The sequence below is a fragment of the Pseudohaemophilus paraphrohaemolyticus genome, assembly GCF_003253115.1.
Taxonomy (GTDB): domain Bacteria; phylum Pseudomonadota; class Gammaproteobacteria; order Enterobacterales; family Pasteurellaceae; genus Haemophilus_A; species Haemophilus_A paraphrohaemolyticus_A.
The window spans coordinates 82,706-96,255 of the sequence record NZ_QEQF01000008.1; the positions used below are offsets into that span (position 1 = coordinate 82,706).

Annotated in this window: 12 protein-coding genes and 1 rRNA gene; 1 reads left to right on the forward strand and 12 read right to left on the reverse strand. The window is 42.3% G+C overall.

Going from position 1 to position 13,550, the window contains the following annotated elements:
* Positions 1 to 14: 14 nt before the first annotated feature.
* From lipA to mutS, 10 genes are all read right to left on the reverse strand, one after another.
* Positions 15 to 1,004, reverse strand: coding sequence for a lipoyl synthase (lipA, locus tag DPV92_RS08150; RefSeq protein ID WP_111354433.1), 990 nt, complete (start codon positions 1,002 to 1,004; stop codon positions 15 to 17).
* Positions 1,004 to 1,678 carry a lipoyl(octanoyl) transferase LipB gene (gene lipB, locus DPV92_RS08155; protein ID WP_111354434.1) on the reverse strand — a complete coding sequence of 225 codons (675 nt, stop codon included), beginning with the start codon at positions 1,676 to 1,678 and terminating at the stop codon, positions 1,004 to 1,006. The genes lipA and lipB overlap by 1 nt, the downstream gene beginning before the upstream one ends.
* Before the next feature lie 92 nt (positions 1,679 to 1,770).
* Entirely contained in the window at positions 1,771 to 2,067 is a 297-nt protein-coding gene (ybeD, locus tag DPV92_RS08160; RefSeq protein ID WP_005708074.1) for a DUF493 family protein YbeD, read from the reverse strand.
* Between the two features lie 113 nt (positions 2,068 to 2,180).
* Positions 2,181 to 3,359 carry a D-alanyl-D-alanine carboxypeptidase family protein gene (locus DPV92_RS08165; protein WP_111354435.1) on the reverse strand — a complete coding sequence of 393 codons (1,179 nt, stop codon included), beginning with the start codon at positions 3,357 to 3,359 and terminating at the stop codon, positions 2,181 to 2,183.
* A 106-nt stretch (positions 3,360 to 3,465) separates the two neighbouring features.
* Positions 3,466 to 4,032, reverse strand: coding sequence for a septal ring lytic transglycosylase RlpA family protein (locus DPV92_RS08170; protein WP_111354436.1), 567 nt, complete (start codon positions 4,030 to 4,032; stop codon positions 3,466 to 3,468).
* A gap of 234 nt (positions 4,033 to 4,266) precedes the next feature.
* Positions 4,267 to 5,394 (reverse strand): rod shape-determining protein RodA, encoded by a 1,128-nt coding sequence (rodA, locus tag DPV92_RS08175; RefSeq protein WP_111354437.1) that lies wholly within the window; start codon positions 5,392 to 5,394, stop codon positions 4,267 to 4,269.
* Positions 5,387 to 7,369, reverse strand: coding sequence for a penicillin-binding protein 2 (mrdA, locus tag DPV92_RS08180; protein WP_111354438.1), 1,983 nt, complete (start codon positions 7,367 to 7,369; stop codon positions 5,387 to 5,389). Before mrdA ends, rodA begins: the two co-directional genes overlap by 8 nt.
* Before the next feature lie 81 nt (positions 7,370 to 7,450).
* Positions 7,451 to 7,918 carry a 23S rRNA (pseudouridine(1915)-N(3))-methyltransferase RlmH gene (gene rlmH / locus DPV92_RS08185; RefSeq protein WP_111354439.1) on the reverse strand — a complete coding sequence of 156 codons (468 nt, stop codon included), beginning with the start codon at positions 7,916 to 7,918 and terminating at the stop codon, positions 7,451 to 7,453.
* A 3-nt stretch (positions 7,919 to 7,921) separates the two neighbouring features.
* Positions 7,922 to 8,236, reverse strand: a complete 315-nt coding sequence (gene rsfS / locus DPV92_RS08190; RefSeq protein WP_111354440.1) for a ribosome silencing factor — start codon at positions 8,234 to 8,236, stop codon at positions 7,922 to 7,924.
* Positions 8,237 to 8,461: 225 nt separating this feature from the next.
* Positions 8,462 to 11,068, reverse strand: a complete 2,607-nt coding sequence (gene mutS / locus DPV92_RS08195) for a DNA mismatch repair protein MutS (protein WP_111354441.1) — start codon at positions 11,066 to 11,068, stop codon at positions 8,462 to 8,464.
* 103 nt (positions 11,069 to 11,171) lie between these two features.
* Here mutS and DPV92_RS08200 point away from each other — a divergent pair, with 103 nt between their 5' ends.
* Positions 11,172 to 11,801 carry a glutathione S-transferase family protein gene (locus tag DPV92_RS08200; protein WP_111354442.1) on the forward strand — a complete coding sequence of 210 codons (630 nt, stop codon included), beginning with the start codon at positions 11,172 to 11,174 and terminating at the stop codon, positions 11,799 to 11,801.
* Positions 11,802 to 11,921: 120 nt separating this feature from the next.
* Here the strand turns inward: DPV92_RS08200 and DPV92_RS08205 are convergent, their stop codons facing one another.
* Positions 11,922 to 13,178 carry a hypothetical protein gene (locus DPV92_RS08205; protein ID WP_111354443.1) on the reverse strand — a complete coding sequence of 419 codons (1,257 nt, stop codon included), beginning with the start codon at positions 13,176 to 13,178 and terminating at the stop codon, positions 11,922 to 11,924.
* Positions 13,179 to 13,430: 252 nt separating this feature from the next.
* A 5S ribosomal RNA gene (gene rrf / locus DPV92_RS08210) occupies positions 13,431 to 13,546 on the reverse strand.
* Positions 13,547 to 13,550 lie beyond the last annotated feature (4 nt).

The window sequence follows — 13,550 nt, forward strand, 5'->3', positions numbered from 1 at the left end:
GTTTACGCTCCTAGCTATTTAACAATCCCACCTTTTGCTTGCAGATCAGCGTGGTAAGATGAACGCACGAATGGTCCGCAGGCTGCGTGTTCGAAGCCCATTTTTTCAGCTTCGGTGCGGAACATATCGAACTCTTCAGGTGGCACGTAGCGTTCTACTTTTAAGTGGTGACGACTTGGTTGGAGGTATTGCCCTACGGTGAGCATCGTTACACCTTGAGCACGTAAGTCACGCATCACTTCCAAAATCTCTTCGTTAGTTTCGCCTAAACCGACCATTAAGCCCGATTTAGTTGGAATATCTGGGAACTCTTCTTTAAAGATTTTAAGTAATTCGAGCGACCAGTGATAATCCGCCCCAGGACGAACCTCGCGGTATAAGCGTGGCACATTTTCCAAATTGTGGTTGAACACATCAGGTGGATTTTGTTTCAAAATTGCGACCGCTTGTTCAACACGTCCACGGAAGTCTGGCACGAGAATTTCCACTTTACACTCTGGATTTAACGCCTTTATTTCACGCACGGTTGCCGCAAAGTGGGCTGCACCGCGGTCTGGCAAGTCGTCTCGGTCTACCGAAGTAATTACCACATATTTGAGTCTCATATCTTGCACAGTTTCAGCCACTTTACGCGGTTCATCTGGGTCGAGTGGCAGAGGTTTACCATGTGCAACATCACAGAACGGGCAGCGGCGGGTACAAATTGCCCCCATAATCATAAAGGTTGCCGTGCCGTGGTTGAAGCATTCGTGTAAGTTCGGGCAAGAGGCTTCTTCACACACTGAGTGTAAGCCGTGGCGACGCATCCCGTTTTTAATACTGTCGATTTTTGCCGAACTTGCTGGTAGTTTAATTTTCATCCAGCTCGGTTTTTTGAGTAACTCTTGATCTGGGTCGATATTGCGAACTTGGATAACAGAAGTTTTCGCTGCATCACGATATTTCACGCCTCGTTCCATTTTGAACGGTGTGAGTTTCGCTGGCGTATTCGTTGCCGTTGTCATTAGAATTCGTTTTCCTCGTTGTTAATAAATTGTTGCATATTATAGCCTAAAATCGCGGCAAAGTGGGCGACCAATTTTTGGGAGACATCCTCACAGGTTAAATTACTCTGATTATTCAATTCGCTTAATTGGCACATTTCAAGCCCTGCATAACCGCACGGGTTAATGTTGTGAAACGGTGATAAATCCATATTGATATTAAGTGCTAGCCCATGGAACGAACAACCTTTACGAATACGAAGTCCTAATGAGCAAATTTTTCGCCCCTCCACATAAACCCCTGGTGCATCTGGTTTTGGGTAGCTTTCCACACCATAATCCGCCAAGGTTTTCACCACACATTGTTCAAGTGCGGTAACTAAATCACGTACAGAAACGTCGTGCCCCTGGGCTTTTAAGCGCTTGATGTCGATCAGCACATACATCACCTGCTGACCAATTCCGTGATAGGTAATCTGCCCGCCTCGATCCGATTGCACGACTGGAATATTAGTTTGATGAATGAGATGTTCTGGCTTGCCTGCTGAACCTTGTGTAAAAACGCTGGGGTGTTGCACTAGCCAGATTTCATCTTGAGTTTCTTCGGTGCGGTTGTCGGTGAAATCCTGCATTTTATGCCAGATTTTTTCATAAGGTTGCACGCCCAATTGGCGAATAATCAGTTTTGTGTTCATAGTGGGGATTTTGAGATGAAAATATTAATTCCCCTCCCCTTATGGGAGAGGGAAATCTCACGAGATTTATTCTCCGCAATAAAAGAAATTTATTAAAGCACCATTCTTACGCCTTCAATTTTCGCAAGTTCTTCATAAAGGGTTTCCACTTGACCGATGTGTTCAGCCACAATATCAATCGAAACCGAATTATAAGTGCCTTTGCTACTACGTTGTTCGCGAGGAGTATAATCACCTTTTACGTGAATTTGAGTCACAGCGACTACATCATCCACTAAACCATCGCGATGTGTGCCTACCACTTTGAAGGTAAAATCACATGGGAATTCGAGTAAATCTTTTAATTTTGCTTGGGGTAAATCTTGTAAGTTTACAGTTTTATTTGTCATATTCTTTCCTCTCTTTAATATATGAAGCGGTAAGATTTTGGCAAACTTTTGCAAAAATCCTACCGCTTATTGCGTGCCTATATAAGGTCTAAATTTTCAGTTGCAAGAGCTGATTAGTTAAACAAGCTTTTCACAGTGAGTACAACCCAGTCCCACGCACGACCAAAAATACTCGCTTCGCCTACGGCTTGTAAGGTTTGAAGTGGTGTTGAAGCAATATCTTTGCCATCTAATTGGTAAATCACTTTGCCGACAACTTGACCTTGCGTAAGTGGGGCTTCTAAGCCTTTATTGTCTAATTCATAACGTGCTTTAAGCTCGCCCGCTTTGCCTTTTGGAATCGTGATAAAACTATCTTGCACAGAACCTAATTGTACCTTGTTTACGTCACCGTAGTACACGCTCTCTTCTTTTACTGCCTTACCTGCTGGTAGAGATTTCACCGTTTCAAAGTTCGCAAAACCCCATTGAAGTAATTTTTTGCTTTCCACTTCACGACCTTTATAAGTCGGCACGCCCATTACCACAGAAATCAAACGCATATTTGAATTGGTCGCTGACGCCACCAAGTTATAGCCAGCTTTATCGGTATGCCCTGTTTTCATTCCATCCACGTTCATGGTTTTATCCCACAATAAACCGTTACGGTTTGGCTGTGGTTTTTTCACGTTATATTGGAACTCTTTTTCTGAATAAATTTTGTACTCCTCTGGCTGATCGCGGATCACATGAGTGCCGATAATCGCCATATCTCGTGCTGAAGAGTATTGGTTTGGGTCATCCAAGCCGTGCACGGTGGTAAAGTGCGTGTTTTGTAAGCCAAAACGTTGAGCATGCTTATTCATTTCATCAATGAAAGAAGCTTGCGATCCTGAAGTATGCTCTGCTAAAGCCACTGCCGCATCGTTACCTGAAACGATAATTAAGCCTCTCATTAACTCGCCCACAGTCACTTGTTTATTCAAATCTAAGAACATCAGTGATGAACCTGGGAATTTTTGTGCCCATGAATTTTCATTCACGGTGTAAACATCACTATTGTGTACTTTTCCTTGTTTTATTGCTTCACCCACAACATAAGCGGTCATCATTTTCGTTAATGAAGCAGGATATTGACGTTGATCGGGATTAAGACTCGCTAATACCGCACCAGAGTTGTAATCCATTAAAATATAAGTTTGCGCATTCAATTGCGGTGCGGCAATGCCAAAATCCGTAGTGGCATCTGCCAAAGCGGTTGAAGAAAGGATTAAGGCAGAAAGGCCGGCAAGTTTTAATAATCTTTTTTTCATATAAAGTGTCCGATAACGTTGGGTTGAAAATCTCTATAAACTAATCAAGGGCTTGTTGAATGCTCAACAACCCCTTTTATGATGAATTAAAACAAATTGCGTAAAATTAACTCTTTTCTGCTAATTCTAGGCGTTTGTTTTTGTCTAACACAGCCACTTTCACTTTGGCTGTGCCTGTATTATGCATACCTAATTGGCGTGCGGCATTTTTCGATAAATCTAACACTCGAGCGTGAGCATAAGGCCCACGATCATTCACCCGAACAACCACCGTCTTACCGTTACGCATATTGGTTACTTCAATCAATGTGCCAAAAGGTAAAGACGGATGAGCAGCTGTCATCGCCGTATTATCAAAACGTTCGCCATTTGCTGTGCGACGGCCGTTAAATTCATCCGCATAATAACTTGCCATACCAGATTGATAATGAGAACGTGGCGTATTTTTATGCTTGTCTGCTAAAGAAAGGGTTTTCTTTACATTTTTCTTTGCGGATTTCACCGCTTGCTTTGTCGCTTTTGAAGCGTCTTTTAGCGTCTTCTTTGGAGTTTGTGCCTTTGTCTGTTTTGACACAATCGCCGTTTTTGCGTGTTTAGTTGCTGCAACAGAATTCAATGTTCCGAATGTGAAGAATCCAGCTAACAACAGGGTTACAATTTTACTTAATCGCATAAGTATGTATTCCTCATTTTGATATCGTTTCGCTTGTAACGATGTTTGTATTGCCCATTTTCTCAACAAGTTATCACTGATAGAGAAAATAGTGACTGTTAATCTAATCGATAACTGACCTTGTCTATGCTTTTTGATACCGCAAAAAAGCAAAAGTTTAATGTTTGATTAAATTTATTCAAAAAACAAAAGCCGAGCTTCAAGGCAACGTAAGCCAAGTCTTTGTTTTTCTTACTATTTTAGCTTATTATAGGGGTTGTCGCTGTGTGTTTTTTTACGATGTACATAGCTTGACATCATCAATCCAAACGCCGCCATCAACGTCACATAAGACGTTCCACCATAGCTAAACAGCGGTAAGGGTACACCAACTACGGGCAAAATGCCACTCACCATCCCAATATTTACAAAAACATACACAAAAAAGAGTAATGCCGTGCCGCCCGAAAGAATGCGCCCAAACGCATTATCTGACTTCGCCCCTAGCATTAAACCACGTGCAATGATAAAGAGATAAATGCCGAGCAGAATCAGCACCCCTATCATTCCAAGCTCTTCGCTTAACACCGCAAAAATAAAGTCGGTATGCGGTTCTGGCAGAAATTCCAGCTGTGATTGAGTGCCTTCCATCCAGCCCTTGCCGTGCAAGCCTCCCGAACCAATCGCAATTTTCGATTGAATAATATGGTAGCCCGCACCAAGTGGATCTTTCTCAGGGTCAATCAAGGTCATTACCCGCGTTTTTTGATAATCGTGCATCAAAAAAAACCACATTATCGGAATAAATCCCGCCAAAAAGACCACACCTGCAGAAATCAATTTCCAGCTTAATCCTGCCAAGAAAAGCACAAAAATTCCTGCGGCACAAACCAAAATTGAGGTTCCCAAATCAGGTTGTGCTGCCACAAGTAAGGTTGGAAAAACAATAATCGCCAACGCAATAGCTGTGTCGCGGAAATTCGGTGGAAGCGGTCGATTACTCAAGAAAGTCGCCACCATCAGCGGCACAGCCAATTTTGCAATCTCCGACGGCTGAAAGCGGACAAAGCCCAAATTCAGCCAACGCTGAGCCCCTTTACTGGTTTCCCCGAACACATCCACCATTACCAACATAACGATAGTGACCGTATACAAATAGGGCGAAATTTGCTTATAGGTGCGAGGCGGGATCATCGCCATCACAAACATCACTCCCAAGCCTAAAGACACCTGCATTACGCGGTTAGTGAACATTTTTTCGCTACCACCACTGGCACTATACAACACCAACAAGCCATAGCCCGTAATCGCAAACAACCCCAACAAGAGCCATAAATCGAGCGAAAAAACTTTCCAAAAGACCTTTCTAAATCGGTTACTCATTCACATTTTCCTTAGTCGTTTCTGGAACAGAGGACGCAGGTACAGGAGACACAATCGGTGAATTTTGTGGTGAAGATTGCAAATTACCCTCATTTTTCAGTGTATGCGTTAAAGCAAAATCCATCACTTGGCGCACCACAGGTGCTGCATTCGCTCCACCACCGCCTGCGTTTTCTAAAATGGTCGCAACCACCACTTTCGGATTATCATAAGGTGCGTAAGCAATAAACCACGCATGATCGTGCAACTCTTTCTTCAAGGCGTTTTTATCATATTTTCCACCTTTCAAGTTGAACACTTGTGCTGTCCCCGATTTCCCCGCCGCACGGTAGAACGAGCCCCCCGCCTTTTTACCCGTACCATTACCTGCGTTAATGACGTTATACATGCCCAGTTTCGCCACGTTCCAAAAACGCTCTGGCACGCCCGTAATATCTTCGTAAAGCAACGGATCTTTATACAGCTCAACCGAGTTCGCATGAATAATCTCTTTCATTAAATGCGGTGTATTCACTCGCCCATTATTAACCAATACAGCCAAAGCTTTCGCCACTTGTAATGGCGTAGCAATCCAGTAACCTTGCCCAATCCCAACAGGGATAGTATCGCCTTGCACCCATAGTTTTTTGTAGCGAGCTCGCTTCCAGTCGCGGGTTGGATAAACGCCTGCTGACTCCTCAAACAAATCAATGCCCGTTTTCTGCCCAAAGCCGAATTTGGTCATCCACTCCGCCATTTTATCGATTCCTGTATCGTAAGCAAGCTGGTAGAAGAACGTATCAGAAGACTCAGTAATCGCCTTATTCACATTGGTTGAACCGTGCCCTGATTTCTTCCAGTCACGATAACGCTGAGTTGTGCCTGGTAAAATCCAGAAACCAGGGTCAAACACTGTCGTATTTGGCGTAATTTTGCCCTCTGCCAAGCCCATTACCGCATAGAATGGTTTAACGGTAGAAGCAGGTGGGTAAGTTCCTTGTGTCGCACGGCTATAAAGCGGGCGAGCAGGATCTTCTAACAAAGCTTTGTAATCTTTGCCCGAAATACCGCCCACGAATAAATTGTTGTCGTAGCTTGGGCTGGTCACCATCGCTAATACGCTGCTGTCACGAGCATCCAACACCACCACCGAGCCTTTCTGCCCTTTCAATAAATCTTGAACGTATTGTTGTAACTCAATATCGATGGTTAAACGTAAGGAACTACCCGCCATACCTTCTTGATCACGAAGCTTGCGAATCACCTTACCACGGTTGTTAATTTCCACCTCTTCAAAACCCGCTTGCCCGTGCAATTGGTCTTCGTAATATTTCTCAATGCCGAGTTTACCCATATCGTGCGAACCCGCATAATTACCAAATTTTCCGTCTTCTTGTAGCTTTTTCTTATCTTTTTCGTTAATTTTCGCGACATATCCCAAAATATGAGTCAGCGTTTCACCATAGGGATAATTCCGTTTGTAATACGCCTGCACATCTAAACTCGGGAAGCGATATTGGTTCACCGCAAAACGTGCTATCTGCTCTTCATTCATATCCGCTTTAAGTAAAATCGGGGTGTAACGAGAAGCGAGTTTTTTCTCTTTATGGAAGTTTTCAATATCATCATCCGTTAATCCCACTATACTTTTGAGCTCAACTAACGTCTGTTCTAAATCCTGCGTTTTTTCAGGTACGATAAACAGCCCAAAATAGGTAATATTTTCAGCAAGCACCTTCCCATTTCGGTCATAAATAAGCCCCCTCGTCGGTGGCACAGGCAACAACTTAATACGGTTACCATTCGAGCGTGTTTGGTAGTCCTCATAACTGCTAATTTGCAGGTGATAGAGGTTCGCGAGCAACACGCCCGTTAATGCCAACACACCAATGAACGCAATCACTGCACGGCGGATAAACAAATTGCTCTCCGCTTGCCCATTTCGAACCTTTTCATTCGGTTTTGGCGACATTAATTTTACTAGTTTTCCAAACATATTTTGCTCAGATTGCAGAATTTCCTAAGATTTTAACCGCTTATTCTATTCCTTCCCTCCGTTTACTGAGGGAGCGAAAATTTATTCACGATGATACGGATGATTCGTCGTGAGCGACCACGCCCGATACAAACTTTCCGCTACAATCACCCGCACCATTGGGTGAGGTAAGGTCAGCGGAGAAAGCGACCAGCTCTGTTCTGCTGCCTGTTTACACTCTGGAGACAAACCTTCTGGCCCACCAATCAACAAACAAACATCGCGTCCATCGTTTTTCCAGCATTCTAACTGGCTGGCTAATTGCTCGGTTGTCCACGGTTTGCCAGGAATATCAAGAGTGACGACCTTTCCTTTGCCTGCAGCAGCCAACATTGCTTTGCCTTCTTGTTCTAAAATGCGCTTAATGTCGGCATTTTTACCCCGCTTGCCCGCAGGGACTTCAATTAGCTCAAACGGCATATCTTTCGGAAAACGGCGCTGATATTCCTCAAATCCCGTTTTTACCCAATCGGGCATTTTCGTACCCACAGCAATTAGCTGAATTTTCATCGCTTACGCCCAAAGCTTCTCAAGTTGATACATTTCACGGGCATCTGCTTGCAATAAATGCACAATTGCCTGGCCAAAATCCACTACAATCCAATCGGCAACCGCTTTACCTTCATCACCAAACACTTCAAAGCCCTCTTGTTTCGCCTCTTGAGCTAAACGATCCGCCGTTGAAACCACATGACGAACAGAGGTTCCTGTAGCAATAATCATCGCATCAGTAATGCTTGATTTACCCTTCACATCAATTGCCAAAATATCTTGCGCTTTTAAATCATCTAAGGTTTTTGTTAAAAATTCGACTAAGTTTCGTTCCATTGTTTTTCCGTTTTATATAGCGTGCTTGAGTGACAAGCATTCACACACCCTACAAATAAACGGTAGAGTGTGTGGAATAAAATTCCACGCACGCAGAATCTATCCAGTAAAAGTTTGAAATTCTACCATAGATTAAAACGGATAAAAAAATCAGCGGTCGAATTTTGCAAAACTTTTACATAATTCGACCGCTTACAACTCAAAATGATAGGTAATGTTAAGAGATTAACGGAGAAACTCTCCTTTTAACAACTTCTTCAATTTATACAATTCGTCTAATGCTCGACGGGGCGTAAGCTCATCTGGCTCAATCTCACTCAATGCCAATTCCACGGCACTTTCTTGTGCAACAAGCGGTGGATTTTCAACAACCTCTTGTGAAAAGAGTAAATCTGCCTGCGGGTTTTCTTCGCCTACTTTTTGTTGCTCGGAGAGTGTCTCTAAATGTGCCAAACGCTGTTTTGCCAAGGCAATTACAGGCTTCGGCACCCCCGCCAACGCGGCTACTGCCAAACCGTAACTTTTACTTGCTGCCCCCTCTTGCACGCAATGCATAAAAGCGATGGTGTCATTATGTTCGCGGGCATCTAAATGCACGTTCGCTACGCCCTTGAGCTGGCTTGGCAGACTGGTTAGCTCAAAATAATGGGTCGCAAATAGGGTGAGTGATTGCGTTTTCTTCGCCAACCATTCTGCACACGCCCACGCCAGCGAAAGCCCGTCATAAGTGGAAGTACCGCGCCCAATTTCATCAATCAGCACCAAACTGTTTTCTGTGGCTTGATGGAGAATATTCGCCATTTCAGTCATCTCCACCATAAAGGTAGAACGCCCCGAGGCTAAATCATCACTTGCCCCAATGCGAGTGAAAATGCGGTCAATCGCCCCAATTTCCGCACTCTCGGCTGGCACAAAACTACCGATATACGCCATCAGTGTAATCAACGCAATTTGACGCATATAGGTGCTTTTTCCCCCCATATTCGGGCCAGTTACCACCAATAAATGACGTTGAGCGTTCAGATAAACAGGATTAGCAATAAACGGATGTTTAATCACCCGTTCCACCACAGGATGGCGACCCTCTTTGATATTGATAATGCGTTGCGGGCTGAAGGTTGGACGTACATATCCAAGATTTTCCGCACGTTCGGCAAGGTTTACCAACACATCCAATTCAGCAAGCACCATTGCGGCTAATTGCAATTCGCCCAAGCGAGGCATTAACAAGTCAAACAACTCATCGTAAAGTTGCTTTTCCAACGCCAATGATGCCCCTTTCGCTTTCAACACTTTGTCTTCGTAGGTTTTCAGCTCAGGGATGATATAACGCTCGGCATTTTTAAGCGTTTGGCGACGCACGTAGTGAATCGGCGCTTTATGTGCCTGCCCTTGGCTGATTTGAATGTAATAGCCGTGCACCGCATTAAAGCCGATTTTCAGCGTATCGATGCCCGTCGCTTCCCGCTCGCGAATTTCCAGATCTTCCAAATATTGGGTGGCACCCGCTGAAAGCAAGCGCCATTCATCCAACTCTGCATTGTAGCCTTCCTCAATCACGCCTCCATCACGAATCAATTGCGGCGGATTATCAATAATCGACCGCTTGAGTAAGTCAGCTAGTTCATCAAAATTCGCCAATTGTGCAAGTAAAATATCCAAATTTGGTGCTAATTGTTGCGAATGCTGTTTAATCTCTGGAATTTGTTCTAATGCAGAACGCAAGCGAGTAAAATCGCGCGGACGTGCCGAACGCAATGCCACTCGCGCCAGAATTCGCTCCATATCGCCTACATTTTGCAACGCCTGTTGAAGCGGTGCAATTTGCTCACTTTTTTGCAAACTTTCAATAATATCCTGCCGCTCTTTGAGCTTTTTCACATCACGAATGGGCTGATGAATCCAACGTTTTAACAAGCGGCTACCCATTGGAGTAACGCATTTGTCTAACACCGAGGCAAGCGTATTTTCCGTACCACCAGCCAAGTTTTGGGTAAGCTCTAGATTACGGCGAGTTGCAGCATCTAACAGCACGGTTTCGCTATTTTGTGAGAGATGAATGCTGTTAATATGTGGAAGAGCTGTACGTTGTGTCTCTTGTGCGTAGTGCAACAAACATCCCGCAGCACAGAGGGCGTTAGTAGCTTTTTCTACGCCAAAGCCCGCTAAACTTTGCGTACCAAATTGACGATTTAGCAGTTGAATAGTGGTCGTAAGCTCAAATTCCCACACAGGACGACGGCGTAAGCCTTTGTAATTATTGAGAATACCTGCGTAGGCAAAATCTTCCGCATAGAGAATTTCAGCAGGTTGCAGGCGTTGCAGTTCGGCACTTAACGCCTCTTGGCTTGGCAATTCGCTAATCAAAAAACGCCCCGATGCCATATCGAGCGTGGCAATCGCAAAAGTGCCTTTGTGCTCATAAATTGCCGCAACGAGGTTGTCTTGTCGTTCAGGCAGTAGCGCTTCATCGCTGACCGTGCCTGGTGTAACGATACGAACTACTTTACGTTCTACAGGCCCTTTCGATGCTGCGGGATCGCCAATCTGTTCGCAAATTGCCACGCTCTCCCCCAATGCGACCAATTTTGCCAAATAACCCTCCACCGCATGATACGGCACACCAGCCATAGGGATCGGCTCGCCTGCTGATTGCCCACGTTTGGTCAGTGAAATATCCAGCAATGCTGCGGCTTTCTTGGCATCATCATAAAAAAGCTCGTAGAAATCCCCCATTCGATAGAAAAGTAGAATATCGGGATTTTGAGCTTTGAGTTGCAGATACTGCACCATCATTGGCGTGTGGTTGGAAAGGTCTTGAGTTACGGTCATAGTTTGCGTAATTGAAATGATAGAATAAGGCTATTTTATCAGATTAGCCAAGAGCTGTACAAAACAGTATAATTCCAATGCTTTGAAACAATAGGAGTATTTTATGAAATTATATGGTTTAGTTGGTGCGTGTTCATTCGTACCACACGTAGCGTTGGAATGGATAAAAGAACGTGAAAATGCAGATTATGAATTTGAAGCGGTAACACGTGAATTAATTAAATCGCCTGAATTTTTAGCATTAAATCCGAGGGGGGCTGTGCCAGTATTGGTCGATGGCGATTTAGTGCTTTCACAAAATCAGGCAATTTTGCACTATTTGGATGAGCTTTATCCAAATGCAAAACTGTTTGGTAGTAAAACCGTCCGTGATAAAGCCAAAGCCGCTCGCTGGTTAGCGTTTTTCAATTCAGATATTCATAAATCATTCGTACCGTTATTTCGTTTACCAAGTTATGCAAAAGATAATGAGGAATTAACCAAAACCATTCGCCAACAAGCAGTAGAGCAGATTTTAGATCAACTTGCGGTTGCTAATGAGCATTTAGAAAGCCATATCTATTTTGGCGAAGCAATTTCGGTTGCGGATGCGTATCTTTACATTATGCTGAATTGGTGTCGTGTAGTAGGGATTGATTTCAACCATTTAACGCAACTTTCACCTTTTATGCAACGCATTGAAGCTGATCAAGCGGTAGAAAATGTGAGAGAAATTGAAGGGTTGAAGGGGTAGAACCATTTTAAAACATAAATTTTTTTCACTCGTTTCTCATTTGAAGTATATAAAATAACGGGAGTTAATTATAAATAATGCTCGATAATAAGAAAATATCGAGCATTGGAGTAAGGTTTATTATTGTCTGTAATAGGATTGATTTGCTCTCCACTCAGCATCACTTGCTCTTCTATTAGCAGCATCCGCCGCATTTTGAGCATTACGAGCCTCATTTCTTGCACGAGCAGCATCTAATTCAGCTTGAATAGCTCGACGTTGAGCACTACTAGCAGCACTTTCAGCCGCTTTAATCTTACCTAGCATTTCATCTCTATTATCATCACTTATTTTTACATTGATCGCCTCTTTTAATGTATCTGCTCTTCCAGTCTGTAATATAAAAAGGATCTCAGATAACCACGATGATGAAACTTTAATAGTATCTCCATAAGCACTATGATGTAAATAATACTCAGGAATTGAATCCTTTATTTCTTTATACATAGGATGGTTCAATATGTTTTCATAAATTGAAGTTCCATTTCTCTCTTCATATTTTTTACAATAATCATCGTAGATATTAAACCATTTTTGTGCTTCTTGAAGTCTGTTAATTGAAGAATGATAGTCTTGTTCTATAGAACTACCTAAAGAACCATCATACGGTTTATTTGAATAATAAGAATTTGACTCTACTTTTTTAGCTAAATAACTTAGATAAATAACCTGCACTACAACTGCAGCGATTAAATATGGATTCAATATCATCCACTGTATATAATACAGCAGCATATCTAATGAGGATCTATTGTAAATAGTGCCTAATGATATAATTACACTTAACAATATAAACAATATAATAAAACCTTTTATATTTTTATTCGAATATGTACCTTTGCCAAGGTTATGTCTCTTATAATAAGAGAGAGGTAAATATATTGACAATAACATAGATACAAATACCCAAATAATAAAGCCATAAAAAGATACAGATTCTTTTAGATATAAAGTACTCGAAGTATAATTTTCATTTCTATAGTTTATTGTTTCAGTATACACAAAATCCTGTGGTAAAAAACTCAACAGTTCGTGCCCCCAAAATCCCCAAAAACTATAAAATATAAAAAACAATACAATAGATCTGAATAATACATATTTAGAGCGTTTCCAGCCATTTCCACGAATACTTTTAACTAATTTAGCTTTTTGTTCTAAATTTTCATTCTCAATATGTTGCTGTAAATTATTAATAATTTGGAGATTATGCTCTCTGTTTGCGAGATTATTTTGATAATTTCTAAATGCACTATCCTCTTTCATATATTGCTGATAGAAAGGTTCAAGTCTTTTAAATTTATCAATTAGATCTAGTCTTTCTTGTTTTTGATAGCTCATGGTGAACGTCCTTGACGTGGATAAATATTATTTTTTATGAGTAGAATTACCTAGCTCGCCATTATTCTAAATTCTAAAAGCAGTAAAATTCTATTCCATTTCATTTTTACAAACAAAATTTATACTATTTCCATTTAAAACGCAATTAACAAAGGTCGTTGTTTTTCAACTTGAGAAACCAATACAAGAATCTATAAAAGCCAAAACCCCGGACCTTACGATACGGGGTTATTCACTTTCGCTTTAAATTCAATCTGGCGATGCCCTACTCTCACATGGGGAAACCCCACACTACCATCGGCATTACGGCATTTTACTTCTGAGTTCGGAATGGAGTCAGGTAGAACTACCGCACTATGGTCGCCAGAATAT

Coding starts and splice junctions, on each gene's coding strand:
- lipA (WP_111354433.1), bottom strand. CDS start 1,004: ATGACAACGGCAACGAATACGCCAGCGAAACTCACACCGTTCAAAATG.
- lipB (WP_111354434.1), bottom strand. CDS start 1,678: ATGAACACAAAACTGATTATTCGCCAATTGGGCGTGCAACCTTATGAA.
- ybeD (WP_005708074.1), bottom strand. CDS start 2,067: ATGACAAATAAAACTGTAAACTTACAAGATTTACCCCAAGCAAAATTA.
- DPV92_RS08165 (WP_111354435.1), bottom strand. CDS start 3,359: ATGAAAAAAAGATTATTAAAACTTGCCGGCCTTTCTGCCTTAATCCTT.
- DPV92_RS08170 (WP_111354436.1), bottom strand. CDS start 4,032: ATGCGATTAAGTAAAATTGTAACCCTGTTGTTAGCTGGATTCTTCACA.
- rodA (WP_111354437.1), bottom strand. CDS start 5,394: ATGAGTAACCGATTTAGAAAGGTCTTTTGGAAAGTTTTTTCGCTCGAT.
- mrdA (WP_111354438.1), bottom strand. CDS start 7,369: ATGTTTGGAAAACTAGTAAAATTAATGTCGCCAAAACCGAATGAAAAG.
- rlmH (WP_111354439.1), bottom strand. CDS start 7,918: ATGAAAATTCAGCTAATTGCTGTGGGTACGAAAATGCCCGATTGGGTA.
- rsfS (WP_111354440.1), bottom strand. CDS start 8,236: ATGGAACGAAACTTAGTCGAATTTTTAACAAAAACCTTAGATGATTTA.
- mutS (WP_111354441.1), bottom strand. CDS start 11,068: ATGACCGTAACTCAAGACCTTTCCAACCACACGCCAATGATGGTGCAG.
- DPV92_RS08200 (WP_111354442.1), top strand. CDS start 11,172: ATGAAATTATATGGTTTAGTTGGTGCGTGTTCATTCGTACCACACGTA.
- DPV92_RS08205 (WP_111354443.1), bottom strand. CDS start 13,178: ATGAGCTATCAAAAACAAGAAAGACTAGATCTAATTGATAAATTTAAA.